Raw genomic sequence first — 26,777 nt, 5'->3', positions numbered from 1 at the left:
GCGTACTGGGCTATTTGGCGTACTGCGGCAGCCTGACGGGCGTGCCCTTGGACGGCGGAACGTTGTACGTCCGCAGTGCCTGGCCCATGACCGAGCGGAACACGGGCCCGTTGGTGATGCCATAAATGGACCCCTTGGGACGCTGCAGAACCACCTCCACAATAAACCGCGGATCGTCCATCGGCGCCATCCCCAGGATCGAGGCGGTGTAGCCGCAGAAGCCGGCCGTACCGTCATCGCACGGCGATTCGGAGGTTCCGGTCTTGGCCCCCACACGGTAACCGTCGATCGCGGCTTCCTTGATTTCACCCTCGGTGACGGCGCTTTCGAGCATGTCCCTGACCTGCTTCGAGGTGTCCTTGGAGATGACCTGCCGGGACGGTTTGGCCGGCACCTTCTCCTCGGTGCCGTCAGGACTGATGTAGCTGTCGATCAGGCGGGGCTGCAGCATGACTCCGCCATTGGCGATTGTCTGGTAGGCGCGCACTGTCTGCAGCGTCGACTGGGAAACGCCCTGGCCAAAGAGGACTGTATATTGCTGCCGGTCATCCCACTGGGCTGCCGGAGTCAGAATGCCCTTGGCTTCCGCCGGAAGTCCGATGTCCGGAGCTTCGCCGATGCCGAACTTCTGCAGCCAGTCATGCCTCTGGTCCTTGGTCAGGCGGCTGCCCGCCATCACGGTCCCGGTGTTCATGGAGTACCCGATGATGCCCGCCAGTGTCCGTTGCTCCGTTCCATGCGAAAACGAGTCATCGAACTGCTGGCCGTCGATCACCAGGGACGGCGGAATGGTGAACCTGTCCAGCGGGCTGGACTTGCCCTCCTGGATCAGCGCGGCGGCCGTCAGGGGCTTCTCAACAGATCCGGGCTCGTACGCTGCGGTGACGGAGCGGACGCCGCGGTCCTTCGCCGCAACCTTGCCGGGATCGTTGGGGTCGGGTGTGTCGGTGTCGGCCATGGCGATGATGTTCCCGGTCTTCACGTCCGAAACGATGATGACCCCCCACTCGGCGCTGAGTTTGTCTGCCTGGGTCTGGATGGCCTGCTGGGCGAAATACTGGAGGTCGGAGTTCAGGGTGAGCTTGACGTCCTTGCCGTCCTGCGCGGGCGTCAGTTCGTCGATGCCCACGGGAATGCGGAGGCCGTCGGCGCCGATTTCAAACACGCGCTTGCCAGGGGTGCCGCGCAGTATCTCGTCCTGGGTCTGTTCGAGGCCGGCCTGGCCGGTGGTCCCGTTCTCCAGGAAGCCCACGATGCCGCCGGCCACCGAGCCGTTCGGGTAGACACGCTTGCTGGTGCCCTCCGAGAAGATGCCGGGTATCTGCAGGTCCGAAACGCGGTTTTCGACGTCAGGCCGGAGGTCCTTGGCCACAATGTAGTAGGTCCTGGTTCCGGTGACGGATTTGCGCACGTCCTCGACGTCCATGCCCAGTACGGCGGCCAGCTCGGCGATCCCCTGGTCGCGGGACACGGTGACCAGCTCGTCCTTGCCGTCCACCTTTTCAAGCCGCTTGAACGATTCGGTCTTGGTGTTTACAGACTGGTCAACGGTGATGTTGTAGCGGATAACGCTGTTGGCCAGCACGGTTCCGTTGGCGTCCAGGATGCTGCCGCGTTCGGCCGGCAGCACGGTGGGGCGCAGCCGGTTGTCCAGGGCAGCTTCGGCCATGCCGCCGACGTCCAGTCCCTGCACCAGGAAGAGCTTCCCGCCAACGACCACCAGCAGTGCGAGCATGATGCTGAGTCCGAGGCGGAGCCTCTTGGTGGCGTTAGCAGCCTTTTTCTTGCTTGCTTTGCTCTTGCCTTGCGCCACGCTCATCCCCTACTGCTTGCCATGCGGGCCATCAGCCGCCTGTTTCTGCCCTACTGCCCCGGCGTCTTTTGCTGCGGCGCCGGAACGGTGCCCCCGTTAAGGGCGGCCGGCTTGGCAGCCGCTGCGGGCTCGGCCGGCTTGGCAGCCGCCGGGGTCTCCGGCTGGGCAGCAGCTATTTCACCGGCAGCGGGCGCCCGGCTTGCCAGCGGTTCGCCCGAGCTGGCGGGCGGGACCACATTCAGCTGACCCGGGACGGCAGGGGCAGCGATCACCGCTCCTGCCGAGTCGCCCTTAACCGCCGGCTTGGCATCCCCGCTGACGGTCAGCGTGGAAAGGTCGATCTGTCCCTTGCCGGTGGAAGCAACCATTCCCAATTCTGCGGCCTTGGCAGCCAGATTCTGGGGAGCCTCGAAGTTTTGCACCTGCTGTGTCAGATCCTGGTTCTGCTTGGTGAGGGCAGTCTGCTCGGCACGGAGCTTGACCAGCTGGTACTGGGCCGTGGAAACGGAGATGTTGAGCACCAGCACGGCGATCAGCGCGGCCGCCAGCATGCCGAAGCAGAGAACAACAAAGGGCGCACGCCGCTTCCTCGGTGCGGACTGGACCAGGGACAGCGGGGTGCGCGCCTTGCGGGCCGAACCCGGAAGTCCGGCCTCTATGTCCTGGACGCTCGGGCCGGACGGAAGGGCGAGGGTCTTGGCAGCTGCTGCGCTCATGTTGCTCTCCTGGCTCTGATGCGTTCCACTGCGCGCAGCCGGGCTGATGCTGCACGCGAATTCTCTGCGATCTCGACGGCGGTGGGCACCTCGGTGCCTTTGGTCAGGGTTTTGAGTTCGGCCTTGTGTTCTTCAAGCTCCACCGGGAATCCCAGCGGAGCTGACGATTTGGAGCGGGTCTGGAAGACGCCCTTGACGATCTTGTCTTCCAGGGAGTGGTAGGACATCACCACGATCCGGCCGCCGAGCGCGATGGCGTCCACCGCCGCCGGAACCGCACGCTCGAGGACTTCGAGTTCCTCGTTGACCTCGATGCGCAGCGCCTGAAAGGTTCGCTTGGCCGGGTGACCGCCGGACTTGGCAGCGGCGGCGGGAACCACCGCGCGGATCTGTTCGACGAGTTCCCCCGTGGTGGTGAATGGCTTTGTTGCCCGGGCGTTGACGATCCTGTTGGCGATGCGCCCGGCGAACTTTTCCTCGCCCCACTTCCGGATGATCCTGACCAGGTCCTCTTCGCTGTAGGTGTTAACCACGTCCGCCGCCGTCTGGCCGCGGCTGGTGTCCATCCGCATGTCCAGGGGGGCGTCAAAGGAGTAGGCGAAACCGCGTTCGCGCTCGTCGAGCTGCAGGGACGAGACCCCAAGATCCATCAGGATGCCGTGGACCTCGTGAATGCCCAGGTCCTCAAGCACCTCGGCGATTTCGTCGTAAACAGCGTGGACGAGGTCGGTGCGGTCAGCGAAGTACTGGAGCCGTTCACCTGCCAGTGCCAGTGCTTCCTCGTCACGGTCGATGCCCACGAGGTGCAGGTCAGGAAAGCGCTGAAGCATGGCTTCGGAGTGCCCGCCCATGCCGAGCGTGGCATCGATGGCTACCGGGGTCTCGCCGCGCTGGCGTGCCGCCTCGAATCCGGGCGCCAAAAGATTGATGCACCGGTCCTTCAGGACCGGCACATGGCGTTCAGACGTAGGCTTCGGCTGGTCGGGTTCTGTCACGCCTTCGTCCTTCCTTCAGCGCCTCGGGTGGTTTCTTGAACCGGGTGGTTTCTTGGGCCAGATCCCCATCCGCGCCTATCCCCTGGACTGCCTGGCTCCGGGGAAGTGAGCCAGGTAGTCGTCAAGGATGGGCGGCTGGAGATCTCGACCAAGAAACGCAATGGATTCGGGCCGGCCTAAAGGATGCCGGCGATGGGGTTGTCGGTTTCAGAGAAGGAGGTTTCCTTCTCCGCCAGGTACGCGTCCCAGGCCTGGGCGTCCCAGATCTCCGCGCGGGTGCCGGCCCCGATAACGGCCAACTCCCTGCCGAGCCCTGCATACTCCCGGAGCGCGGGAGGTATGGTCACGCGCCCCTGCTTGTCAGGTACCTCGTCCGAGGCTCCAGAGAGAAAAACCCGGATGTAGTCACGAGCCTGCTTGTTAGAGATCGGAGCCTCCCGGATCTGCTCGTGTACCCTCGCGAATTCCTGCTCGCTGAAGACGTAGATGCAGCGCTCCTGGCCTCGCGTGAGAACAAGTCCGCCGGCAAGCTCCTCACGGAACTTGGCGGGAAGAATGATCCTGCCCTTTTCGTCAAGACGCGGCGAGTGTGTCCCAAGGAACACGTCCCACCGCCCGTCTGCCGTCAGAAACCGAACAACCCCCGCGCTGCCACTACCCTCTTACGCGCTCCACTTTACTCCACTTCTCCCCACAGTCAACGCGGCGCGGGCATTTCTCTGCAGTTTGGACAAACATTCTTCCGCGGAATGGCGGGGATTTTGGCCGGGGGTGGAAAGTGGAGGGGAATTGCGCCGGACCGCCGGCGGCGGTCGTGCGAGACGGGACCACGGAGCACCGGTCCGGGCACCTGGTCTGCGGCTTAAAGCGGAATGACCCGCCGCAGCGGGTCATTCCTGGGTATTGGCGCCCACCGGGGATGGCCCGGTGGTGCGATGTGGAGGGTGGTACGAAGCGGAGGTGGCGGGAAGTGGAGCGCGGGCTCAGGACTCCCCGCGGCGCCTTTCGTCCCATCGCTCTTCGAGGCTGTTCATAAAGGAGCTCTTGCTCTTGGACTTGCGGCCATGCCCGCCGGTCTTTGCTTTGCCGGCCGCAACGCTGCGCATCGTGGCAAAGTAAACTCCGGCACCCATGACGACGAACCCGAGGACCCCTACGAAAATGTTCTGGAGGGAGACCCCCACCAGGAGGAGCAGCACCCCGGCCAATGTGGCCAGTACGCCAATCACGATGTGCCGGGTGGACCAGCTGCGGCCGGGATCCGAGCCCATGGAATTGGCGAACTTGGGATCGTCCTCATGCAGTTGCCTCTCGAGTTGCTCGAGCAGCTTCTGTTCGTGCTCCGAGAGCGGCATCACGACCTCCTTAAGTAGGCCAACGTCCAGACAGGCCGGAACCGGTTGTTCCTGCCTCGTCAACGACCGGCATGCTATCCAGGTTCCCGGCCTGCCAACCTCGGCAGATCCAGGAATTCAAGCATACTGACGCGGCGGGTCAGGTGATCCACACATGTCCAGACGTTCGAAATCTTTGTATCTATAAGGATAGTTTGTTGGGCGCTGTTCTGAAAGACGCTGTTCACGGGCGGCAACAGTGCCTGGTGCCTTGAACTGACACGGATCTGCGGCCATGAACACGTTTTCCCGCCCAGGCCGATGTCGCCGGAATCACGTCAGGCGGAATCACGCCGGGAGTTGCCGCTCCCCGGCTCGAGCAGCCGGGCCGGAAGCACGGACTTGCTGCCGAATTTCTCCGCCACTTTGTCCAGTGCCTGTTCAGCGGCACGCCAGTTATCGTCGCGCCTGTCCAGGCTCAGCTGGAGTGACGTTTGGGCGGCCGCTTCAAGCTGCTCCGCACGGACACCCACCAGCCGGACCGTCAAAGGCCGGCTGCCGAGCGACTCCAGCAACTGGATGGCCACGGCATAGATAAGCTGTGCGCTGTCCAGTGGCGTGTGGACAGTGCGGCTTCGGGTCACGGTGGAGAAATCGGCGTACCGCAGCTTGAGCGCCACCGTCCGGGCCACCAGCCCGGAAGCGCGGAGCCGCTCGGCTGTGCGGTGGGACAGGCGCAGCAGCTCCCTGTGCAGCAGGGCATCGTCCGCCGTGTCCGCGGCGAACGTCTCCTCTGCTCCGATGCTTTTCTCAACCCGCACGGGGGTGACCGCCCGGCCATCGATACCCCAGGAGAGCCGGTGGACGTGCTCGCCGGTGGCGCCCAGCACCTTCTTGAGCGAGGAAACCGGCGTCGCGGCGACGTCCGCCACGGTGCGGATACCCATTCGGGCCAGCACCTCCGCCGTCTTTCCCCCGACACCCCACAGGGCATTGACCGGAAGGCTGTGCAGGTATGGCACGGTCTGTTCCGGCCTGATGAGCAGCAGGCCGTCCGGCTTGCACCGGGTGGAGGCGATCTTGGCAACGAACTTGCTGGCGGCAATCCCCACCGACGCAGTGATGCCGAGCTCGCTGGCGACCCGTCGCCGGATCAGCTGCCCGATCTCCAGCGGCGGACCGAGCCTGCGGATCGCGCCGCCGACGTCAAGGAATGCCTCGTCAACACTGAGCGGCTCAACGAGCTCGGTGATGGACCCGAATATGGCCATTAGCTGCCCGGACACTTCGTAGTACAGCTTGTGCCTGGGCTCGATGATGGTGGCCTGCGGACACAGCCGGCGGGCCACGGCCATGGGCATTGCGGATTTCACGCCGAACTTGCGGGCCTCATACGAAGCGGAAAGCACAACGGAACGCTCCGCCGGGAAGCCCACTATGACCGGCCGGCCGCGCAGATCCGGGCGGCCGCGAAGTTCCACCGAGACAAAAAACGCGTCCATGTCGACGTGCATGATGCTCGCCCGCCGGAGCTCCCGCAGCCGCGCTTCCGCCTGCTCTTTGTCTTCGTCCGGCCCCACACCTGCAATCCTATGCCCTGCACCTGACTAAACTGGAGGCTGAATCCGGCACCAACATCCAGGAGGACCGCACCTGTGAAGGTCATTGGAACGCTCTTGCCTGCCCGCCTCGGGCTGCTCGCCGCTGGAGCGGCCATAGTGGCGGCGGCGTCAGCTTGCACGGCACAGGCACCCGGCTCCGCAGCGCCCGCAGCAACGGCACCCACCCCCTCGTCCGCAATGGCGACTGCCACGGCGTCCGCGGCCACAACCGCCAGCCCGAGCGCAGCGCCGGGCACGTCAGCCACCGTGGGAGCGCTCGTCGCCGGCTTCCCGTCAAAGCTGCTACCCGTGATGCCAGGGGCAAAAGTGGTGGCCAGCAGCTTCGACAAGTCAACATCCCCGGCCACCGCCGCCCTGGTGGGCTCGACCGCCGCCAAGCCGGCCGCCGTCGTCGCCTATTACACCAAGGCCCTGGAAGCACAGGGCTTCAAGGCCGTGCCCGGCAACACGGTGGGCAGCGTGGCGTCCAAGGACTTCGTGCGGGGTGGAAGCGAGACAGTCAACATCGCTGTCCCCGCAACCGGCGGAGTTTCCACCTTCACCATCGGCGCCAACGTGACGCCGGACTCCGTCAAGTGATGGTGGCCGAGCAGCTTCGCGTGGAGCAGGCGGACTTCGTGGCCGCCGTCGCGGGAAAGCTCACGGACTTTCTGACTACCCGGCAGTCGATCATGACGGCGATCTCGCCCGACATCGATCCCATCATGGGATCCATCTCCAACCTGGTCACCGGCGGAAAGCGGCTGCGCGCCCTCATGTGCTACTGGGGATGGCGCGGAGCAGGTGGCCCGTCCTCGGCAGAGGACATCATCACAGCGGGCGCCGCGCTGGAGCTTTTCCAGGCCGCGGCCCTGATCCACGACGACATCATCGACCGGTCGGACACGCGCCGCGGCGGACCCAGCGTGCACCGCCGGTTCAGCCAGCTCCACGAGTCCCAGGGCTGGGCCCTCGACAGTGAACGCTTCGGGCACGCCGCAGCCATCCTGGCCGGCGATCTCTGCCTGTCCTTCAGCGAGGAAGCCTTCACCGACATCGGCGAAACGGCGGCCTCAGGAAGCCGGGCAAGGCTGATCTTCAACCTCATGCGATCGGAGGTCATGGCCGGCCAGTACCTGGACATCCTCGAAGAGGTGGCCGGTCCGGTCCGGGACCGCGCCGGCGCCGTCAGCCGGGCCCAGTCGATCATCCGCTTCAAGTCGGCCAAGTACTCGACGGAGCATCCGCTCGCCCTGGGCGGGGCGCTTGGCGGGGCATCGGACGAACTGCTCCGGGGCTACTCCGCCTTCGCGCTCCCCCTGGGCGAGGCCTTCCAGCTTCGCGACGACGTCCTGGGCGTCTTCGGCGACCCGGTCACAACCGGCAAGCCCGCAGGAGACGATCTTCGGGAAGGCAAGCGGACCGTCCTCGTGGCCTTCGCCCTGGATCTGGCCACCCCCGAGGAGTCCGCGTTCATCGACTCAAAGCTTGGCAGCCCCGAGCTGAGCGAGGAAGACGTGGCCGAAATCCGCCGGATCATCGCGGACTGCGGGGCGCTGCAGGCCACGGAAGTGCTGATCGAGGAATTCGGAGCGGCGGCCTACGCAGCCCTCGAGGTGCTGCCCCTGGACGACCTCCCCAAGACCGCGCTGCGGCGGTTGGCCGAGGCGACAGTGAGCCGGGCCGCCTAATAGGCGCGCCCGGCCCGTTTGTCAGGCTGGGTTCCCGTTACAGGCCTGGTCAGCTGCCAGGCCAGATTTTTCTTACCAGGCCAGGTTAGCTACCAGGCCAGGGACTGGGCCCGACGGCGGATTTCGGTCTTGCGCCCCTCACGGAGGGCATCAATTGGCCGCCCGCGCAGTGACTCGTCAGGGGTAAAAAGCCAGCCGATGAGCTCCTCATCCGAGAAGCCTGCGTCTGCCAGCACCACAATCGTGCCCTTGAGACTGTCCACGACGTGGCCGTCCTGGAGGAAAGCCGCGGGCACCGACCGGATCCGGCGTTCGCCGATCCGCAGGGCCGCCAGCGCGCGCTCGTCAAGGAGCCCGTGGACTTTGGTAATGGACACATCCAGCAACTGGGCAACGTCGGGCAGTGGCAGCCAGTCGCCTACAAGGGTTTCTACAGTACTCACGGGTCAAGGTTGCCACGGCGGGCGCCCGCAAGCCTAGTCGGAACAGCGCACGTCTGCGCCCGCGCCATTTTCGAGCGCGACACTCCCAGCCGGGCAGATTTTCCGGCTCAAATCCAATTCTTGTGCTAACCGGCAAATCGTGAGAGATTCACATAGATAACATTCGCAACACAATTAACTTTAGTAACATTGGTATCACGAGCAACTGGCATGACCGACAGCATTCGCCGCTGAGAAGAGGATCTTTCCCATGACGACGACCCGCTCCACCAAGCAGTCACCCCGGCCGGGCCTGCCCCTGATCGCGGCCACGACGGCCACGCTCCCTGCCGTCATGCTTTCCTCCCTTGCGGTCGCCCAGCCCGCCGTGGCCGATACCCGGCCCAAAACCGTACCCGCGACACTCGCCGCCGCCATCGAGGCCCAGGCAGCAGCAGTCAAAGCAGGCATCATCCCTGCGGCATCGGTCCCGGCCGCGATCCCGTCGGGCCTTCAGCCCACCCGCATCGCACCGACGGCCCACACTGTGGTCCGCGGGGACACTGTCAGCGGCATCGCCGGCCGGTACGGGCTGAGCACCTCTGCCGTGCTGAAGCTCAACCACCTGAAGTCGAACTCCGTGATCTACCCCGGGCAGCGGATCAAGCTGAAGGTGGCCGCGGCTCCGGCCGCCAGGACGGCTGCGGCACCCGCCAGCACCGCTGCGCGGACCTACACGGTCAAGTCCGGCGATACGCTGGGCGGCATCGCCGGGCGGCACGGCGTCAGGCTCTCCCAGGTGCTCAGCTGGAACGGGCTCAAGGTGACATCGATCATCTACCCGGGCCAGAAGATCCGGCTTGGTGCCGGCACGGCTGTTGCGGCCACGCCGGCCAAGGCTGCGGCACCGGCCGCCACCCGGTCAGCCTCCTACGTCATCAAGTCCGGAGACACGCTGTCCGGCATCGCAGCCAGGCACGGCGTCAAGCTCGCGGACATCCTGTCGGCGAACCGGCTGAAGGTCTCCAGCATCATCTACCCCGGCCAGAAGCTCGCCATCCCCGGGAAGGCCGGCTCCGTCCAGCCGGCATCCAGCGTCACGCCGCTCGTGCCCAGTTCCTTCCTCGGCTACACCTACCCGGCAGCCGTGGTGAGTTCGGCCAACAAGAACAAGGCCCTGCTCAACGCCTCGCCGGTTCCGTCGTTGGCCCAGATGCAGTCCATCGTGGCGGACACGGCACGGCGGATGGGCGTGGATCCGGCGCTGGCGCAGGCATTCGCGTACCAGGAATCCGGGTTCAACCAGCGTGCAGTGTCACCGGCCAACGCCATCGGCACCATGCAGGTCATCCCCTCCTCCGGCGAATGGGCATCGGACCTCGTGGGCCGGAAGCTGAACCTGCTTGACCCGTACGACAATGCGACCGCCGGCATCGCAATCATCCGCCAGCTGATCCGCACCAGCAAGAACCTGGACTACGCCATCGCCGGCTACTACCAGGGCCAGTACTCGGTCAACAAGCACGGCATGTACACGGACACCAAGCACTACGTCGCAGCCATCAAGGCACACCGCAAGACCTTCAGCTGAGGTCCTCAACTGACCCCAGGGCCGGCATTTCCGAGCCCAGGGAGCATAACGATACGGGTCCGGATCGCATGTTGATTCGGACCCGTTTCCGTGCAGCACTTAGTATCGAAGAGTGCAGGAAAACGCTTTAGGCAGTCTCGTCGGGTCACTGGTGGACAACCGATACCAGGTGAAGTCCAGGTTGGCTCGCGGCGGGATGTCCACCGTTTATGTGGCCACGGACCAGCGGCTGGACCGTGATGTTGCCCTGAAGGTCCTGCATCCCCACCTGGTCAACGACGGCAATTTCCTCGACCGCCTTGCCCGCGAAGCACGGGCAGCCGCGAAGCTTTCACACCCGCATGTGGTGGGCGTCCTCGACCAGGGACACGACGGAGACACCGCCTACCTCGTGATGGAGTACATCAAGGGGCACACCCTCCGCGACGTCATCAACAGCAAGGGTGCCCTGTCCCCCCGGCTGGCCTTGGCACTCATTGATCCGGTGGTGGAGGGCCTGGGGGCCGCCCATGCCGCCGGCCTGATCCACCGCGACGTCAAGCCGGAGAACGTCCTGATCGCCGACGATGGCAGGATCAAGATCGGCGACTTCGGCCTCGCGCGTGCCGTGACGACGTCAACCAGCACAGGTGCCCTGATCGGCACCGTCGCGTACCTCTCGCCCGAACTGGTCCTCGGCAAGCCGGCCGACGCACGAAGTGACATTTACTCCACTGGCATCATGCTGTTCGAGATGCTCACGGGACGCCAGCCCTTCGACGGCGAGGTCCCCATCCAGGTGGCCTACCAGCACGTGAATTCCGCCGTGGACGCCCCCTCCGCCCTGGCTCCAGGCCTCGCGGGGGAAGTGGACGAACTCGTGCAGTGGTGCACCGCCAGCGACCCTGAGCAACGGCCGGTGGACGGCAACGCCCTGCTGGCGGAACTCCGTCATATCCGGACCAACCTCACCGATTCCGAACTGGATCTGCAGCCCCCAGCAGCGGTTCAGGCGGCCGCGGTGGCAAGTGCGGCACACGACGCCGGCCCGCGCATCCTGGGCGCGCCCCCCGCACCCGCCCGGATGCCGTCCCGCGTGCCACAAAGCCCGCCTGGCCATGGCGTCCAGGGAGGCCCGGAAGCACAGGCTTCACGGGGTAACCAGGCAAACCACACCGAGTTGCTGGCGCCGATTCACGGCGATGATGGCTTCCCGGCCCGCCCGACCGAGGTCATTTCACGCACCAGCAACCCGACCACCGTGCTCTCTTCAACACCGGCCTCTTCAACGCCCGGCTCTTCAACACCGGCCTCTTCAACGCGACGGCCGGTCCTGCCACCGTACGGATTCGACGACGACGACAGGGAGGCGGCCCCGCTGCCCCTGAACAAGCGGGAGCAGCGGAAGCTGGACCGCCACGAACAAAAAGAGCGGTCGCGCGCCGCGGCCACTCCCGTCCGCACGCTCCGGGAGGGCAATTCCCGGCGCAGGGGCGCGCTCTGGATTGTGGTCCTGGTGATCCTGGCCCTTCTGGCCACGGGGGCGGGGTGGTTCTTCGGCATGGGACCGGGCTCCCCCGGCACCGTGCCGGCCGTGGCGAACAGGACCGTGGCTGAGGCGCAGCAACTGCTCCGGGACGCAGGTTTCCAGTCCAGCACCCAGGACGTGTTCGACGACGACGTCAAGGCCGGACTCGTGGTGGGTTCGGAACCGGACGCCGGCACGGAAATCCGCAAATTCCAGCAGGTTTCGCTGTTCGTGTCCAAGGGGCCGCAGCTGTTTCCGCTGCCCCAACTGGCCGGCAAGACGCTCGCGGCGTCCAAGGAAGCACTCAGCGGTGCCGAGATGGCGCTCGGCAAGATCACGGAAAAGTTCGACGAGGAGGTCCCTGCCGGCACGGTGCTGGGCCAGGCTCCGGCCCCGGGAACCGCCGTGCGGCATGGGACGCCGGTGAGCCTCACTGTTTCGAAGGGCCCGCAGCCCATACCGGTGCCGGACGTGCGCGGACAGGACCAGGACGCCGCCTTCCGTGCCATCGAAGCGGCCGGACTGAAAGCGGTCTTCGCCGACGAAACGGTGCACGACAAGGCCGTTCCGAAGGGCGCAGTGGTCAGCCAGGACCCTGCTTCAGGGACCCTGACCAGAGGCCAAACGGTGACCCTGACGATTTCCGAGGGACCCAAGCTCGTGAAGGTGCCCAACTATATCGGCAAGCAGGTCCGGGTGGCCCGCGAAGCCCTGGAGAAGCGCGGGTTCGAAGTCCGCGTCAACGAAATCCTCGGCGGATTTTTCGGCACGGTGCGGGACCAGGATCCTGTGGACACCGAGGTGCCCGAAGGCTCTGTCATCACCCTCACCGTGGTGTAGCCGGGACGACGAACGAAAAGACCGGCACCGGTAATTCCCGGGGCCGGTCTTTCTTGGTGCAGTCAGGTGTGCCGCAGTGCCTCTTAGCGACGGGTCAGGGCGCCCGCCACGAGGAACGCCATCTCCAGCGACTGCATGTGGTTCAGCCTGGGGTCGCAGACCGACTCGTAGCGGTCGAGGAACGCTTCCTGGTCGACGGGGTCGGCTCCGCCGAGGCACTCGGCGACGTCATCCCCCGTCATCTCGACGTGCAGGCCGCCCGGAACCGTCCCCAGTGCATGGTGCACTTCGAAGAACCCGCGCACCTCGTCAATGACGTCGTCGAAATTCCTGGTCTTGTAGCCGTTGGGTGAGGTGACGGTGTTGCCGTGCATCGGGTCCGTAACCCACAGGACCTGGGCGCCGGAGGCGGTGACCTTCTCCACGAGCGCGGGGAGCTTTTCGCGGATGTTGCCGGCACCCATGCGGGTGATGAAGGTGAGCCTGCCGGGTTCGCGGTTGGGGTCCAGCTTGTCGATGAGGCGCAGCGCGTCGTCACCGGACGTGGACGGGCCCAGCTTGACGCCGATCGGGTTGCGGACCCGGGACAGGTAGTCCACGTGGGCGTGGTCCAGTTCGCGGGTACGCTCGCCGATCCACAGGAAGTGGCCGGAGGTGCCGTAGGGCAGGCCGGTACGGGAGTCGATGCGGGTCAGGGCACGTTCGTAGTCGAGCAGGAGTGCCTCATGGCTGGCAAAGAATTCAACCCGCTTGAGGGCTTCAAAGTCGGCGCCACAGGATGCCATGAACTTGATGGCACGGTCTATGTCGCGTGCGAGCGACTCGTAGCGCGCGTGGGCAGGGTTCTCGGTGAAGCCCTTGTTCCAGGTGTGGACCAGGCGGAGATCCGCAAAGCCGCCCTGGGTGAAGGCCCGGATGAGGTTCAGCGTGGAAGCGGAGGTGTGGTAGGCGCGCAGCATGCGGCTGGCGTCGTGGGCCCGCGACTCGGGGGTGAAGTCGTAGCCGTTCACGATGTCGCCGCGGTAGGCCGGCAGCGTCACGCCGTCGCGGGTCTCGTCGTTGGACGAACGCGGCTTGGCAAACTGGCCGGCCATGCGCCCCATCTTGATGACGGGCATCGCCGCACCGTAAGTGAGGACCACCGCCATCTGCAGGATCGTTTTCACGCGGGCGCTGATCTTGTCCGCCGTGGCACCCTCAAAGGTCTCCGCGCAGTCACCGCCCTGGAGCAGGAAGGCCTTGCCCTGGGCTGCGGCGGCAAGACGCTCGCGCAGGATGTCCACCTCACCGGCGAAAACGAGCGGCGGGAGCGCCGACAGTTCCTTGACGGATGCGCTGAAGACCTCGGAGTCCTGCCAGCTCGGCTGCTGCGAAATGGGAAGGTCCCGCCAGTTGTCGAGTCCCGGATAGTTGGCAGCACCGCTCTGTGAAGTGCTGGTCAGGGAAGAGGCAGGTTTTGCAGATAGCTCAGTCACACTACTAAGAGTAGATGGCCGGACGGGCTTCGGGACACCCGGACTGTCATGCGCCCGGCCGCGCCGTCACAGATGCGGTCCGGCACCGCCACCTAGGCGGACCGGGACGAACCGGCGTCCCCCGGCTCTTCGCCTGGCTTCCCCGCCAGCCTGAGCTTGACCACCGAGGCGTACTCGTCCACGTATTCCTGTCCGGAGAGCCGCATGAGTTCGTACATGATCTCGTCCGTGACGGACCGCTGGATCAGCCGGTCCTCCGCCAGGGCTTCATACCTGCTGAAGTCCAGCGGCTTCCCGAAGATCATGCCGATCCGGCGGATGTTCGGCAGCCGTTTGCCGATGGGCTGGACCTTGTCCGTTCCGATCATCGCCACCGGGATGACGGGGACGCCGGCCTTGAGCGCCAGCCGCGCCACCCCCACCTTCCCGCGGTAGAGCCGTGAGTCGGGGCTGCGTGTGCCCTCGGGGTAGATGCCCAGCAGCCCCCCGTGAGTCAGTACGTCCATGCCCGCCTCGAGTGAGGCCGCCGAGGCCGCCCCGCCGGAACGGTCCATGGGGAGCTGGTTGGTCAGCCGGAAGAACATGGCGGTCAGCCGGCCTTTGAGCCCGGTGCCCGTGAAGTACTCGGATTTGGCCAGGAAAATGACGGGCCGCGGCACCATCAGCGGCATGAAGATCGAGTCCGAAAATGAGAGGTGGTTGGAGGCAATAATGGCCGCACCCTCGGACGGGATGTTGTCCAGCCCCTTGACCCACGGCCGGAAAAGAGTGCGGACCACCGGCCCCAGGAAGATCCGCTTCATGACCCAATAGAACACGTGTCGTACCTCTCCGGAAGGCTACCGCCGGGGCGTTCAGAGGGCCCGGCGGCACTGCAATGCAACCCTAACTCTAGTGAGAATTGTCCGGAACAGTGACACGATGGTTCCATGACAGAAAGCAGCGACCGTACAAGGCCCGCGGCTTTCAGCTACGCGGGACACGGACCCAATGCGCGGATCGGAATCGCGATTTCCCACGGCTTCACCGGTAGCCCCCTCAGCATCCTGCCGTGGGCCGAACACTTGGCGGCGCGCGGCTTCGCCGTCACTGTTCCGCTCCTCCCCGGGCACGGGACCAGCTGGCAGGATCTTGCCAGGACAGGATGGCGCGAGTGGCACGGCGCGTTCGAATCGGCATATCTGGACCTGGCCGCCAGGACAGACGAATGCTATGTGGCCGGCCTCTCGATGGGCGGTGCGATCGCCCTGCTCACCGCGTCCCGCCAGAGCGTAGCGGGCGTCGCCGTCGTCAATCCCGGCCTGAGCTTCTACGACCGGCGGGTCCGGATCATCGGCCTGCTGAAGTACATTCAAAGGACCACGGTGCCCATACCGGAGGAAAATCCGACGGCGCCCCACACCGACGACGGCGACTACTCAGTGACGCCGCTGGCGGCGGTTCACCAGTTGAAGCGGCTGTTCGCTGCCGCCATCCGTGGTCTGCCTCGGATCACGGCCCCGGTGCTGGTCTTCAAGTCGGTCAATGACGCGGTAGTACCCCCGAGCTCGCTCAGCCTGATCCGGAAACGCCTCACCTCGGCGGCCCTCGACGTGGTGCCGCTTCGGAACAGCGGCCACGTGGCTACGCTGGACACGGACGCCCAGGAAATCTTCGAGTCCTCGGCCCGGTTTTTCCAGCTGCATTCCCGAAGCCACATACCGTCGGAGAAGTCATGACCACAGTTCCCGATCACAGCCCGTTCAGCAGCGCCTTTTCCGGCGAGGGGCCGTCCGTCGGCATCGCCCTGTCCCACGGGTTCACCGGCAGTCCGCACAGCCTGCGTTCGTGGGCCCAGTCCTTTGCCGATGCCGGCTTTGCCGTCAGGATGCCGCTGCTGCCGGGCCACGGCACCACCTGGCAGGAGCTTTCCCGCAGCCGCTGGCAGCAGTGGCATGGGGCGATGGACGCCGCCTACCTGGAGCTCGAGTCCGAGTGCGACCTCGTCTTCGCCGCCGGCCTGTCCATGGGCGGAGCCCTGGCGTTGCGCCTCGCCGCCACCAGGCCTGTGGCCGGAGCCATCGTGGTCAACCCCGGGCTGGTCATCGATGACCGCCGCGCGCCGCTGGCCGGCATCCTCAAGCTGGTCCTCAAGAGCACGCCGGCCATTGCAAACGACATCCGGAAACAGGGCGTCGACGAGGGCGCATATTCGCGTACCCCCGTGGCAGCGGCCCACGAACTGAATAAGATGTTCAAGGACACGGTCCGGCTGCTGCCCCGCATCACAGCGCCGGTGCGCGTGTTCCGCTCCACCGTGGACCACGTTGTTTCCGATTCCAGCATCACGGCCCTGCGGCGCGGGCTCACCCACGCCCCTCTGCAGCTCACCCGGCTCGACAACAGTTATCACGTGGCCACGCTGGACCACGATGCCGACCAGATCTTCAGCGGCTCAGTGGACTTTATCCGCTCCGTAGTGGCGGACATCCGCCAGGGATCCGCCGACTCCGCGACAGCCAGCAAGAAGGGCGCCACCGATGAATAGGCCCGATTCGAATTCATCCGATCCTAGTGCCAACCAGGACGACGCCGTCTGGCTCGACCTGGTGGCCAGGCTCACGGGCGATACCCCCGCCCCGGATGCCGCCGGATTCCCCGGCGCCGCGGAATCCACCGCCCCGGGACCCCCGCACCATCACGGCGGTCCCCGGCACAGCACGGCTGCCAGCGGAGACGCAGCCGACGGTGCCGGCCCTGCACCGGCAGCAGGCCCTGCGCCCGCAGAAGGCTCTGCACCGGCAGAACAGGCGGACGCCGGTTCCGGCGCGGAAAGTGCGGCGAAACGCTTCACCGACTTCGACCCGTTGGGCCTGGCGCCGCGGGCGCCCCGCGAACTGTCAGCCGCCGAGCGGCAGCGGGCTGCCGAGCAGGCCAAGGCCGCCGAACGTGGGAAGACCGCCCGGTCCGGGCAGGCTGACGTTCCGGCCGGCGCCGGGGATCCGCGCGACTACAGCGTGGAGGAGGACGACGGCGAGTTCGTCCCGGAGGAGCCCCCCAAGCTCTCGGCGACTGACCCGCTGACGATGCTCGCCTGGCTGGGTGCCGTGGGCGCCCCGGTGGCGCTGGTCCTGTCGTCCATGTTCTGGCGCTCCGCGCCGCTGCTGGCAATCCTCGGCATGGTGGCCGTCTTCATCGGTGCTGTGGTGTATCTGATCATGAGGCTGCCGCAGGAGAAAGACGAGAACGACGACGGCGCCCGGGTCTGATGCCGCGGTCAGCGGTGCGTGCGGGTCAGCGGTGCGTGCGGCTGCTTGCCCGGGACAGGTCGGCAGCGCCGATCAGGCCGGCGTTGGGCCCCAGGGCGGCCAGGTCGATTTCTGCGGCCGGACGGAATCCCCGGCCGGTGAGGTTGCGGGCGAAGGCCTTGCGCGCGGGGGCCACCAGCAGTTCGCCGGCGGCGCACAGACCGCCGCCGATCACGAACTTCCCGGGATCGAGGGCGGCGGCAAGGTTGGCCAGCCCCAGCCCGAGCCAGTTCCCAACATCCTCGAGGAGTTCACGGGAGGCGGCGTCGCCGGCGATGGCCAGTTCGGTTACCGTCGCTCCGGTGATGCGCTCTGGGCTACCGTCGACGGCCTTGAGCAGTTCCTGGGCCACCGGCGAGTTCGCCAGGGCGAGTTCCCGGGCCTCCCGGCCAAGGGCGTTGCCCGAGGCGTACTGTTCCCAGCAGCCGCGGTTGCCGCATTCGCACCGGTGTCCGCCCGGCATGATGATCTGGTGGCCGAACTCCCCCGCCACACCGAACCTGCCCCGCTCAACGTGCCCGTCCATCACCATGGCTCCGCCGATGCCGGTGCCGAGGGTGATGCAGACCAGCCGGTCCTGTCCCTGTCCGGCACCAAAGCGCCACTCGGCCCAGGCCGCGGCGTCGGCGTCGTTGACCAGCATGACGGGGCGGCGGAGCAGGTGCTGCAGGTTTTCGCGGAGCGGTTCGTTCCGCCAGGCGAGGTGCGGGCTGAACAGCACCGTACCGCCGTCGAGATCCATCCAGCCGGCGGCGCCGATGCCCACCGATCTGATACGGGCACCGGCGCTCAGTTCCTCAACCAGTTCCACGATGACGCGCTCCACGGCACGCGGATCGCTTCCCGGCGTGGAGCGCCGGGCCTCGCGCAGGATATGGCCCTCGGCGTCCACCACGCCGGCGGCAACCTTGGTGCCGCCAATGTCGATGCCGATGGCAAGTCCCCGGCGGCCCAGCCGCAGCTGCTGCCGCAACAGGCGGCGGCCCGCCAGCTGGCCGCCGTATCCCGGCACAGGGCGCCGCGACCTTGAGCGCCCCGACGCCGCGCCCCGGGACGCCCATCCCTCCGCCAGTCCGCTCCGGCCGGAATCGAGGGGCGGGGCTGGCTGCTCGTTGGGCGGGGAGGGCTGCATAGTCCCTCATTCTAGGTGTCGCCACAGGGCGTCTTCGCAGGTGCGACACACCAGCGACACGTGCGGCACACTGGCGGCCTGCAGCCCGCCCCCGTAAAGTTACTGACGGGTAACCTGGATCTGCCGGCCCTCGTCCGGTGACGTACTAAGGTTAGGACTACCCGCTGCGGCCAACGGATATCAAAGGAGCTAACGTGCGCGAATTCAGCGTTCCGCCCTTGGCGAACGTACCTCTGGACAGCAACATCACGGACCTTGTACTGCGTCAGGCGGCAAAGTCGTCCAACCCTGCCCTGTTCTCGCGCCTCGATTCCGCCGGCCAATGGCAGGACATCCGGGCCAGGGAGTTCCTGGCCGACGTGTCCGCCCTCGCCAAGGGGCTCATCGCCAGCGGCATCGGTGCGGGCGACCGGGTGGGCATCATGTCCCGGACCCGCTACGAGTGGGCACTCATCGACTTCGCCATCTGGTTCGCAGGTGGCGTTTCCGTTCCCATCTACGAAACGTCCTCCCCCTCCCAGGTTGCCTGGAACCTGGGCGACTCCGGTGCCGTCGCCGCATTTGGCGAATCGGACCACCACGAACACATCATCCGGCAGGCAGCCGCCACAGAAGGCCTCGCGGCGCTGGCCCACGTGTGGCAACTGGAGGGGGACGGGCTCGACACCGTGCGTGCGGCCGGCGCCGCCGTCAGCGATGAGGAGCTCGACGCCCGCCGCCGCTCGGCCGGACTCCGCGACCTCGCCACCATCATCTACACCTCGGGCACCACCGGCCGGCCCAAGGGCTGCGAACTCACCCATGGAAACTTCGTGGAGCTGTCCGAGAACGCCCTCGCCACCTCGCTCAGCGGTGTTGTCAACGAGCAGTCCCGGACCATCATGTTCCTGCCGCTGGCGCACGTCTTCGCGCGCTTCATCTCGGTCCTGGCCGTGGCCGCCGGCGTCACCGTGGCACACACCCCTGACATCAAGAACCTGCTGCCTGACCTGCAGAGCTACAAGCCGACGTTCATCCTTGCCGTTCCGCGCGTGTTCGAAAAGGTATACAACTCGGCCCTCACCAAGGCCGAGGACGGCGGCAAGGGCGCCATTTTCCACAAGGCCGCCGAGACCGCGATCGCGTACTCGCGGGCACGGCAGGCCGGCGGCGCCGGCCTGGGCCTGAAGCTCCGGCACGCCATTTTCGACAAGCTCGTCTACGGCAAGCTCCGCGCCGCGATGGGCGGCGAGGTGGCCCATGCGGTGTCCGGCGGAGGCCCGCTGGGCGAGCGTCTGGGCCACTTCTTCCAGGGCATCGGCCTGCAGATCCTGGAGGGCTACGGCCTCACCGAAACCACGGCACCCGTCAGTGTCAACACGCCGGAGCGGATCAAGATCGGCACGGTCGGTGCCCCGATTCCCGGCAACAGCGTCCGGATAGCAGACGACGGCGAGATCCTCGTCAAGGGAGCCTGCGTCATGCGCGGGTACTACCAGCGCCCGGACCTGACCGAGGAGTCGTTCGCTGATGGCTGGTTCCGCACCGGCGACATCGGCCAGCTCGACGAGGACGGTTACCTGCTGATTACCGGCCGGAAGAAGGAAATCATCGTCACCGCCGGCGGCAAGAACGTGGTTCCCGCACTGCTCGAAGACCAGATCCGGGCTGATGCGCTCGTGTCGCAGGTACTGGTCGTGGGCGACAACCGCCCGTTCATCGGCGCCCTCGTGACTCTCGATGAGGAAGCCCTCCCGGGCTGGCTGCAGCGCCACGGACTGCCGGCGGAAACATCCCTGGCCGACGCCGCCGGGCACGCCGAGGTTAAGGCCGCCGTGCAGGAGCTCATCAACCAGGCCAACCAGTCGGTCTCACAGGCGGAGGCCATCAAGTCCTTCCGGATCGTGCCGAGCGACTTCACCGAAGCCTCCGGCCACCTGACCCCGTCCATGAAGGTCAAGCGCGCCCAGGTCATGAAGGACTTCGAAGGCGTCATCGACGACATGTACAAGTCGCCGAAGCCCACCCGCGCCTAGCCGGGACTCGATCCCCACCCGAGTTTTTGTCCACCTGTCGCGACTTCCGGGGCCTCCGGAGGCCGATAAGTGGACAAAAACTCCCCCGACGGCGGGGGCTTAGGCCTGCTGCAGCTCGTCCACCACCAGCGCGGCCAACTCCACGGCGGCGGCGCGGGTTGCCGGCTTCAGCTGGCCGAGGCGGATCCGCGAGCCTTCCGCCAGGTGCCGGTCATGCGGAATCCGCACCACATTCTGGACCCTGGACAGGAAGTGCTGCTCGATTTCGTCAATGTTGACCAGGGTGCGGTCGCCGGCGGCCATGTTGATGACCACTGTTGCTTTGGCGACGAGATCCTGGCGGCCGTGGGCTTCAAGCCAGGACAGCGTCTCGGACGCGAGCCGCGCCTCATCGACGCTGCCGCCCGAGACGAGCACCACGGCGTCGGCCTTTTCCAGCGTGCCCTTCATGACCGAATGCACCATGCCGGTGCCTGAGTCGGTCAGCACGATCGAGTAGTAGCGGCCCAGGATGTCGGTGACGGCGCGGTAATCGGCGTCGTCGAAGGCGTGCGCCACCATGGGATCCGTGTCAGAGGCGAGCACATCGAGGCGTGAACCGTCCCGCGCCGTGTAGTTGGACAACTGTGCGAACGAGTTAACCGTGAACCTGTCCTTCACCAGCTGGCGGGCCGTGAAATCGGCCCTGCCCGGCGAACGGTCCGAGAGGGTGCCGCGGTCCGGATTCGCATCCATCGCGATGACCCGGTCCTCACGCAGCTCCGCCAGCACCATACCGAGCAGCGTGGTGACGGTGGTCTTGCCTACTCCGCCCTTGCGCGAGAGCACCGGCACGTACCGGGTCCGCTCCCCCAGCCGCATGGCGATGCGGTGCTCCATGGCCCGCTGGATGCGGACCTGGTCCGAGTCGCCGAGGTTCACGTAGCCCAGGCTTGCCTGGTAGAGCCACCGGCGCCAGCCCGAAACCGGTGCGGCCGCGGACCTCGTGAGGAGACGGTCGGCGGTCAGGGCGGCAGCGGGCTCGGGTCCCTCGGGACGTTCACGGCGCCCGGGGAGCTCCTTGGCTTCGTCAGCCGGCGCCGGTACAGCGGCGGCAGCTGAGTCGGCGGCAGCTGATTCGCCGGCAATCGGGTCGGCTACGCCTGCCGACCCGGTGCCGGCTGCCTCGGTATCCGCGGCGGCTGCGCCTGCTTCGTGATTATCGCCTGCACTGACCTCGCCTGTGTTGACGCCGCCCGCGCTGAAGCCGCCGGGTCCCGCCGTCACGACGGGCATGGCCGATGACGCCGTTCCCTGCTGCACCACGCCAGTCACTGCCGAGAGCGAACCGGCGGAAGAGCGGTCCTGGGCGTCGGAAACAGTCACCACACTGATGTCCCCCGTCGGCGCCACGCCGGCCGGACTGGTCCCTGCCTCGCCCGCAACCTCGGCCTCGCTGTCTTTGGCGATAGAGGGGATCCGGTCGGGGCGCGGGCCGGGTCTGGGCGTATTGGTCTGCGTCATGGCTTCCGCTCTGTTTTCTACTGGCTTCCGGTCGGGTTCCGGCTGCCCGTGGGGTTCGGAAATGGCTGTGGGGGCGGCTTGGCGCCGTCCCCACAACCTTTTTCTGTTTTCCACCCTACCTGCAGGGCGGCCGCTGGCCACCCTGCAGGCTATCCAGCGGTCATCCAGTCGCCGGTCAGCTGGTCACCAGTCGCCTATTCGACGACGATCAGCAGGTCACCGCCCTGGACCTGTTCCACAGCGGAAATGGCCAGCCGGCTCACCTTGCCGCCCACCGGCGTCGTGATGGATGCTTCCATCTTCATCGCCTCGATGGTGGCAACGGTGTCGCCGGCGTTGACGGCGTCGCCCGCCTTGACGGTGACCGTCACAGCGCCTGCGAAGGGAGCTGCGACGTGCCCCGGGACGGACGCGTCCGCTTTCTCGGCCGTCTTCACGTTGCTGACCACGGACTTGTCGCGCACCGAGACGGGGCGGGACTGGCCGTTCAGCGTGCACATGACCGTGCGCATGCCCTTCTCGTCCGGCTCGGACACAGCTTCCAGGGACGCGATGAGGCGGACACCCTTTTCGAGCTGGATCACGTGCTCCTCGCCGCGCTGCAGGCCGTAGAGGTAGTCACGGGTGTCCAGAACCGAAACGTTGCCGTACGTCTCCCTGCTCTTGAGGTAGTCCTTGGTCGGACCGGCGAAGAGCAGCCGGTTCAGCGTCTGCTGGCGGGTCTTCGAGTCACCGCGGAGAGCCTCGCTGTCCTCGGCGCTCAGTTCGGCGTCGCGCACCTTGATGCTGCGGCCCTGGAGGGCCTTGGTGCGGAACGGTTCCGGCCAGCCTCCGGGAGGATCGCCCAGCTCGCCGGACAGGAACCCGATGACGGAGTCCGGGATGTCGTAGTTCTGCGGGTTCTCGTTGAAGTCGGCCGGGTCCGCGTTGAGGCCCACGAGGTGCAGGGCAAGATCGCCCACAACCTTCGACGACGGGGTCACCTTGACCAGGTGGCCCAGGATCCGGTCGGCAGCCGTGTACATGTCCTCGATCGCTTCGAAGCGCTCGCCCAGGCCAAGCGCGATGGCCTGCTGGCGGAGGTTGGAGAGCTGCCCGCCCGGGATTTCGTGCTGGTACACGCGGCCGGTCGGGCCCGGCAGGCCCGACTCGAACGGAGCGTAGACCCTGCGCACGGCCTCCCAGTACGGCTCGAGGGAGCTGACGGCGGCCAGGCTGAGCCCGGTGTCGCGTTCCGTATGGGCCAGGGCGGCAACCAGGGCCGACGCCGACGGCTGGCTCGTGGTGCCGGCCAGGGACGCCGAGGCGACGTCCACGGCATCCACGCCTGCATCGACTGCCGCGAGCAGCGTGGCGAGCTGGCCGCCTGCGGTGTCGTGGGTGTGCAGGTGCACCGGCAGGTCAAAGCGTTCCCGCAATGCCGAGACGAGCTTCGCGGCGGCCGCCGGACGCAGCAGGCCAGCCATGTCCTTGATGGCAAGGATGTGGGCGCCCGCTTCGACGATCTTGTCCGCCAGGCCCAGGTAGTAGTCCAGCGTGTAGAGCGTCTCGTTCGGGTCCAGCATGTCGCCCGTGTAGCACAGTGCCACTTCGGCGACGGCGGTGCCCGTGGCCCGGACGGCGCGGATGGCGGGCGCCATCTGGCTAACGTCGTTCAGGGCGTCAAAGATGCGGAAGATGTCGATGCCGGTGGCCGCTGCCTCGTTGACGAAGGCCTCGGTCACTTCCTCGGGGTACGGGGTGTAGCCCACCGTGTTCCGGCCGCGGAGCAGCATCTGCAGGCAGACGTTCGGCAGGGCCTTGCGCAGCGCGGCGAGCCGGTCCCAGGGATCCTCGCCGAGGAACCGCAGGGCGACGTCGTAGGTGGCGCCTCCCCAGGCCTCAACGGACAGCAGTTCCGGCAGAAGGGTGGAGACGGCGGGTGCCGCAGCCAGCAGGTCCCTGGTGCGGACGCGGGTGGCCAGCAGGGACTGGTGGGCATCGCGGAACGTGGTGTCGGTGACGGCCACGGCCGTCTGCCCGCGCAGCGACTGGGCGAAGCCTTCCGGTCCGAGTTCCTGCAGCCGCTGGCGGGAGCCGGGGCGCGCCTCCACGCCGGCGACGGCCGGGAGCTTGTCCGCGGGATCGGTGCGGACCGGAAGTTCACCGTTGGGCTTGTTCACGGTGACCTCGGCCAGCCACGTCAGCAGCTTGGTGCCGCGGTCGGCCGAGACGCGTGCCTTCAGCAGTTCGGGCCGTTCGTCGATGAAGGATGTGGCCACGTTGCCGGCGACGAAGTCGGCGTCGTCAAGGACGGCCTGCAGGAAGGAGATGTTGGTGGAGACACCGCGGATACGGAACTCCGCCAGCGCCCGGCGCGCCCTGGCAACTGCGGCGGGGTAGTCCCGGCCACGGCAGGTGAGCTTTACCAGCATGGAATCGAAGTGCGGGCTGATCTCGGCACCCGAGTAAACGGTGCCGCCGTCGAGCCTTACACCGGCACCGCCGGCTGAGCGGTAGCCGGTGATCTTTCCGACGTCGGGCCGGAAGCCGTTGGCCGGGTCCTCAGTGGTGATGCGGCTCTGCAGCGCGGCACCCTTGAGGAAAACGGTCTCCTGGGACAGGCCCAGGTCGGCGAGGGTCTCGCCGGCGGCGATGCGCATCTGCGCCTGGACGAGGTCGACGTCGGTGACCTCTTCCGTGACGGTGTGCTCCACCTGGATGCGGGGGTTCATTTCGATGAAGACGTGCTGGCCCGCGCGTTCGCCCACGGTGTCCACGAGGAACTCAACCGTTCCTGCGTTGACGTAGTTCAGGGCCTTGGCGAACTTCACGGCGTCCCGGTACAGGGCCTGGCGGATTCCTTCGTCCAGGTTGGGGGCCGGCGCGATCTCGATGACCTTCTGGTGGCGGCGCTGGATGGAACAGTCACGCTCGAAGAGGTGCATGACGTTGCCCTCGGCGTCGGCCAGGATCTGGACCTCGATGTGGCGCGGGCGGAGCACGGCCTGCTCGAGGAACATGGTGGGGTCACCAAAGGCCGCGTCGGCTTCGCGCATGGCGGACTGCAGTGCCTCCGGCAGGGCCTCGCGGGTGTCGACGCGGCGCATGCCGCGCCCGCCACCGCCCGCCACGGCCTTGGCGAAAATGGGGAAACCGATCTCATCCGCAGCAGCAATAAGCTCGTCAAGGTCCTTCGACGGCGCGCTGGACTTCAGCACGGGGACGCCGGCCTTGCGGGCGGCCTCCAGTGCTGCCACCTTATTGCCGGCGAGTTCCAGGACCTCCGCGGGCGGACCCACGAAGGTGATGCCTGCAGCCTTGGCGGCACGCGCCAGGTCGGGGTTCTCGGAGAGGAAGCCGTAACCGGGGTAGATGGCGTCCGCACCGGACTCCTTGGCAACCCGCACCACCTCATCGACGTCCAGGTAGGCGCGCACGGGGTGTCCCTCTTCGCCAATCAGATACGCCTCGTCGGCCTTCTGGCGGTGGATCGAGTTACGGTCCTCATTGGGGAACACGGCGACCGTTTTGGCGCCCAGTTCGTAGCCAGCGCGGAAAGCACGGATTGCGATTTCTCCGCGGTTGGCCACCAGAATCTTGGAAAACATACTTCTCCTGCATCATTGCGGGTGGATCGGTGAGTGGTCACAGTGTGTAAGACGGGCCGGACGAAACACAAATCATTGTGTCTACCATCACAGAATTATCCGTCATGTCCGGGCCATATTCACGGCCGGGCCCGTATTTAACTCCTTAACGCCGCCCTACCCCACCGTTTGCTTCCGCAGCACTGCAGCTATTGCCGGCGGTGAACAACGACACCGGACCAACCGGCCGGGAAGGCATGCCCGGATCCCGATAAGAAGGGATTCCGGCCGAGGTCAACATATGATGAATGGGGCGGCGGAAGCCTGCCCCTGTTCCTGGAGCACCTTCCGGCAGCACCGGAACGGAACGTACCCCAACACGGCAACCGGCGTTAGGTATTGGTTTATCAAGTGCAAGTAGTCAGCATCAGCAGCCTCAAGGGCGGTGTCGGCAAGACATCCGTTACAACCGGACTGGCGTCTGCGGCACTGGCCGCGGGCATCCCAACCCTCGTAGTTGACCTCGATCCCCATGCCGACGCCAGCACAGCCCTCGGGGTGCAGCCCAGCGACAAGCTGGACATCGGCAGGATGCTGAAGAATCCGCGCAAGGCCAGGATCGCCGAGAACGTCGTGCCCAGCGGCTGGATTAGCCGGGTAGCCGTCAACGGCTCCGGTCCAGCAGTGCTCGATGTCGCCGTCGGGTCCGCGTACACCGGCATCTACGACCGGCCCGACCTTGGCAAGCGCGATTTGCGCAGGCTCGCCGCGGTGCTCGCCGGCGCGAATACTTACGAACTCATCCTGGTGGACTGCCCGCCGTCCCTGAACGGCCTCACCCGCATGGCCTGGTCCGCCAGCAACAAGGTGGCGCTGGTGGCCGAGCCCGGGCTCTTCTCCGTTGCCGGCACCGAACGCACCATGCGGGCCATCCAGCTGTTCCGGCAGGAGTTCGCGCCGAACCTGTCCCCCGCCGGCATCGTGGCCAACCGCGTGCGCTCCGGGTCCTCCGAGCACGCGTTCCGGCTCGCCGAGATGCAGTCCATGTTCGGCGACCTCCTGCTGTCTCCGCACATCCCGGAGCAGGCCAACTGGCAGCAGATCCAGGGCGCTGCGCATTCCGTACACCACTGGCCCGGCGACTCTGCCAAGGCCGCGGCCGGGCTCTACGACACGCTGCTGGGAAATCTCATGGCAACCAGCAAGACCAGCCGCAGCCGGAGCGCCCGCTAACAGCGCCCGGCTGAGCCACACTCCGGATCGCACCGAAGCGTACTGAGACAGCG

At 66.6% G+C, this 26,777-nt stretch carries 21 protein-coding genes; 9 read left to right on the top strand and 12 right to left on the bottom strand.

The window, feature by feature from the left end; genetic code table 11:
- Nucleotides 1-10: 10 nt before the first annotated feature.
- The 6 genes from ACFQ50_RS13910 to dinB all read right to left on the bottom strand — a co-directional run bounded on the left by ACFQ50_RS13910 (nucleotide 11) and on the right by dinB (nucleotide 6,438).
- A complete protein-coding gene (locus ACFQ50_RS13910; protein ID WP_377996128.1) occupies nucleotides 11-1,819 on the bottom strand; it encodes a peptidoglycan D,D-transpeptidase FtsI family protein in 1,809 nt (602 codons plus the stop codon).
- 44 nt (nucleotides 1,820-1,863) lie between these two features.
- Complete coding sequence (locus ACFQ50_RS13905; RefSeq protein WP_377996127.1) at nucleotides 1,864-2,529, bottom strand: hypothetical protein; 666 nt, start codon at nucleotides 2,527-2,529, stop codon at nucleotides 1,864-1,866.
- A complete protein-coding gene (rsmH, locus tag ACFQ50_RS13900) occupies nucleotides 2,526-3,524 on the bottom strand; it encodes a 16S rRNA (cytosine(1402)-N(4))-methyltransferase RsmH (protein ID WP_377996126.1) in 999 nt (332 codons plus the stop codon). The genes ACFQ50_RS13905 and rsmH overlap by 4 nt, the downstream gene beginning before the upstream one ends.
- Before the next feature lie 176 nt (nucleotides 3,525-3,700).
- On the bottom strand, nucleotides 3,701-4,129 hold the full coding sequence (gene mraZ, locus ACFQ50_RS13895) for a division/cell wall cluster transcriptional repressor MraZ (protein WP_377996125.1): 429 nt from the start codon (nucleotides 4,127-4,129) through the stop codon (nucleotides 3,701-3,703).
- Nucleotides 4,130-4,507: 378 nt separating this feature from the next.
- Complete coding sequence (locus ACFQ50_RS13890; protein WP_377996124.1) at nucleotides 4,508-4,879, bottom strand: DUF3040 domain-containing protein; 372 nt, start codon at nucleotides 4,877-4,879, stop codon at nucleotides 4,508-4,510.
- Between the two features lie 317 nt (nucleotides 4,880-5,196).
- On the bottom strand, nucleotides 5,197-6,438 hold the full coding sequence (gene dinB, locus ACFQ50_RS13885) for a DNA polymerase IV (RefSeq protein WP_377996123.1): 1,242 nt from the start codon (nucleotides 6,436-6,438) through the stop codon (nucleotides 5,197-5,199).
- A 75-nt stretch (nucleotides 6,439-6,513) separates the two neighbouring features.
- Here dinB and ACFQ50_RS13880 point away from each other — a divergent pair, with 75 nt between their 5' ends.
- Nucleotides 6,514-7,059: a hypothetical protein gene (locus ACFQ50_RS13880; protein ID WP_377996122.1), complete on the top strand. Its 546-nt coding sequence runs from the start codon at nucleotides 6,514-6,516 to the stop codon at nucleotides 7,057-7,059.
- Nucleotides 7,056-8,150 (top strand): polyprenyl synthetase family protein, encoded by a 1,095-nt coding sequence (locus ACFQ50_RS13875; protein WP_377996121.1) that lies wholly within the window; start codon nucleotides 7,056-7,058, stop codon nucleotides 8,148-8,150. The genes ACFQ50_RS13880 and ACFQ50_RS13875 overlap by 4 nt, the downstream gene beginning before the upstream one ends.
- Nucleotides 8,151-8,239: 89 nt before the next feature.
- Here ACFQ50_RS13875 and ACFQ50_RS13870 read toward each other — a convergent pair whose 3' ends face one another.
- On the bottom strand, nucleotides 8,240-8,593 hold the full coding sequence (locus ACFQ50_RS13870; protein WP_236807971.1) for an Rv2175c family DNA-binding protein: 354 nt from the start codon (nucleotides 8,591-8,593) through the stop codon (nucleotides 8,240-8,242).
- A gap of 250 nt (nucleotides 8,594-8,843) precedes the next feature.
- On the opposite strand from ACFQ50_RS13870, the gene ACFQ50_RS13865 reads away from it, so the two are divergent.
- Together ACFQ50_RS13865 and ACFQ50_RS13860 are read left to right on the top strand one after the other, a co-directional pair.
- Entirely contained in the window at nucleotides 8,844-10,163 is a 1,320-nt protein-coding gene (locus ACFQ50_RS13865; protein WP_377996120.1) for a LysM peptidoglycan-binding domain-containing protein, read from the top strand.
- 112 nt (nucleotides 10,164-10,275) lie between these two features.
- Nucleotides 10,276-12,510, top strand: coding sequence for a PASTA domain-containing protein (locus tag ACFQ50_RS13860; RefSeq protein WP_377996119.1), 2,235 nt, complete (start codon nucleotides 10,276-10,278; stop codon nucleotides 12,508-12,510).
- 83 nt (nucleotides 12,511-12,593) lie between these two features.
- Here the strand turns inward: ACFQ50_RS13860 and ACFQ50_RS13855 are convergent, their stop codons facing one another.
- Together ACFQ50_RS13855 and ACFQ50_RS13850 are read right to left on the bottom strand one after the other, a co-directional pair.
- The gene (locus ACFQ50_RS13855; RefSeq protein WP_377996118.1) at nucleotides 12,594-13,985 is read right to left on the bottom strand and encodes a class II 3-deoxy-7-phosphoheptulonate synthase; all 1,392 of its coding nucleotides are present in this window, start codon (nucleotides 13,983-13,985) and stop codon (nucleotides 12,594-12,596) included.
- A 92-nt stretch (nucleotides 13,986-14,077) separates the two neighbouring features.
- The gene (locus ACFQ50_RS13850) at nucleotides 14,078-14,803 is read right to left on the bottom strand and encodes a lysophospholipid acyltransferase family protein (protein ID WP_377996117.1); all 726 of its coding nucleotides are present in this window, start codon (nucleotides 14,801-14,803) and stop codon (nucleotides 14,078-14,080) included.
- 111 nt (nucleotides 14,804-14,914) lie between these two features.
- On the opposite strand from ACFQ50_RS13850, the gene ACFQ50_RS13845 reads away from it, so the two are divergent.
- From ACFQ50_RS13845 to ACFQ50_RS13835, 3 genes are read left to right on the top strand one after another with little or no spacing between them, the layout of a single operon-like run.
- The gene (locus ACFQ50_RS13845) at nucleotides 14,915-15,703 is read left to right on the top strand and encodes an alpha/beta hydrolase (RefSeq protein WP_377996116.1); all 789 of its coding nucleotides are present in this window, start codon (nucleotides 14,915-14,917) and stop codon (nucleotides 15,701-15,703) included.
- Complete coding sequence (locus ACFQ50_RS13840) at nucleotides 15,700-16,512, top strand: alpha/beta hydrolase (RefSeq protein ID WP_377996115.1); 813 nt, start codon at nucleotides 15,700-15,702, stop codon at nucleotides 16,510-16,512. The genes ACFQ50_RS13845 and ACFQ50_RS13840 overlap by 4 nt, the downstream gene beginning before the upstream one ends.
- Complete coding sequence (locus ACFQ50_RS13835; RefSeq protein WP_377996114.1) at nucleotides 16,505-17,233, top strand: hypothetical protein; 729 nt, start codon at nucleotides 16,505-16,507, stop codon at nucleotides 17,231-17,233. Before ACFQ50_RS13840 ends, ACFQ50_RS13835 begins: the two co-directional genes overlap by 8 nt.
- A 25-nt stretch (nucleotides 17,234-17,258) precedes the next feature.
- Here ACFQ50_RS13835 and ACFQ50_RS13830 read toward each other — a convergent pair whose 3' ends face one another.
- A complete protein-coding gene (locus ACFQ50_RS13830) occupies nucleotides 17,259-18,404 on the bottom strand; it encodes an ROK family glucokinase (protein ID WP_377996113.1) in 1,146 nt (381 codons plus the stop codon).
- A gap of 194 nt (nucleotides 18,405-18,598) precedes the next feature.
- Between ACFQ50_RS13830 and ACFQ50_RS13825 the strand changes: the two genes are divergently transcribed.
- A complete protein-coding gene (locus tag ACFQ50_RS13825; protein WP_377996112.1) occupies nucleotides 18,599-20,419 on the top strand; it encodes an AMP-dependent synthetase/ligase in 1,821 nt (606 codons plus the stop codon).
- Between the two features lie 99 nt (nucleotides 20,420-20,518).
- On the opposite strand, the gene ACFQ50_RS13820 is transcribed toward ACFQ50_RS13825, so the two are convergent.
- Both ACFQ50_RS13820 and ACFQ50_RS13815 read right to left on the bottom strand, forming a co-directional pair.
- Nucleotides 20,519-21,922: a hypothetical protein gene (locus ACFQ50_RS13820; RefSeq protein WP_377996111.1), complete on the bottom strand. Its 1,404-nt coding sequence runs from the start codon at nucleotides 21,920-21,922 to the stop codon at nucleotides 20,519-20,521.
- A 194-nt stretch (nucleotides 21,923-22,116) separates the two neighbouring features.
- Nucleotides 22,117-25,512, bottom strand: coding sequence for a pyruvate carboxylase (locus tag ACFQ50_RS13815; protein WP_377996110.1), 3,396 nt, complete (start codon nucleotides 25,510-25,512; stop codon nucleotides 22,117-22,119).
- A gap of 390 nt (nucleotides 25,513-25,902) precedes the next feature.
- Here ACFQ50_RS13815 and ACFQ50_RS13810 point away from each other — a divergent pair, with 390 nt between their 5' ends.
- Nucleotides 25,903-26,724, top strand: a complete 822-nt coding sequence (locus tag ACFQ50_RS13810) for a ParA family protein (RefSeq protein WP_377996109.1) — start codon at nucleotides 25,903-25,905, stop codon at nucleotides 26,722-26,724.
- The last annotated feature ends 53 nt before the right edge of the window (nucleotides 26,725-26,777 follow it).

It is taken from the genome of Arthrobacter sp. NPDC056493 (assembly GCF_042795115.1).
In the GTDB taxonomy this organism is placed as follows: domain Bacteria; phylum Actinomycetota; class Actinomycetes; order Actinomycetales; family Micrococcaceae; genus Arthrobacter.
Note: the sequence above shows the minus strand (reverse complement) of the source record. Positions and strands in the feature narration are given on the sequence as shown.

Bases quoted from the DNA above. Each gene is read 5' to 3' on its own strand.
- ACFQ50_RS13905 (WP_377996127.1), bottom strand. From the start codon at position 2,529: ATGAGCGCAGCAGCTGCCAAGACCCTCGCCCTTCCGTCCGGCCCGAGC.
- ACFQ50_RS13835 (WP_377996114.1), top strand. From the start codon at position 16,505: ATGAATAGGCCCGATTCGAATTCATCCGATCCTAGTGCCAACCAGGAC.
- ACFQ50_RS13845 (WP_377996116.1), top strand. From the start codon at position 14,915: ATGACAGAAAGCAGCGACCGTACAAGGCCCGCGGCTTTCAGCTACGCG.
- ACFQ50_RS13830 (WP_377996113.1), bottom strand. From the start codon at position 18,404: ATGCAGCCCTCCCCGCCCAACGAGCAGCCAGCCCCGCCCCTCGATTCC.
- ACFQ50_RS13840 (WP_377996115.1), top strand. From the start codon at position 15,700: ATGACCACAGTTCCCGATCACAGCCCGTTCAGCAGCGCCTTTTCCGGC.
- ACFQ50_RS13890 (WP_377996124.1), bottom strand. From the start codon at position 4,879: ATGCCGCTCTCGGAGCACGAACAGAAGCTGCTCGAGCAACTCGAGAGG.
- ACFQ50_RS13910 (WP_377996128.1), bottom strand. From the start codon at position 1,819: ATGAGCGTGGCGCAAGGCAAGAGCAAAGCAAGCAAGAAAAAGGCTGCT.
- ACFQ50_RS13815 (WP_377996110.1), bottom strand. From the start codon at position 25,512: ATGTTTTCCAAGATTCTGGTGGCCAACCGCGGAGAAATCGCAATCCGT.
- ACFQ50_RS13820 (WP_377996111.1), bottom strand. From the start codon at position 21,922: ATGACGCAGACCAATACGCCCAGACCCGGCCCGCGCCCCGACCGGATC.
- ACFQ50_RS13865 (WP_377996120.1), top strand. From the start codon at position 8,844: ATGACGACGACCCGCTCCACCAAGCAGTCACCCCGGCCGGGCCTGCCC.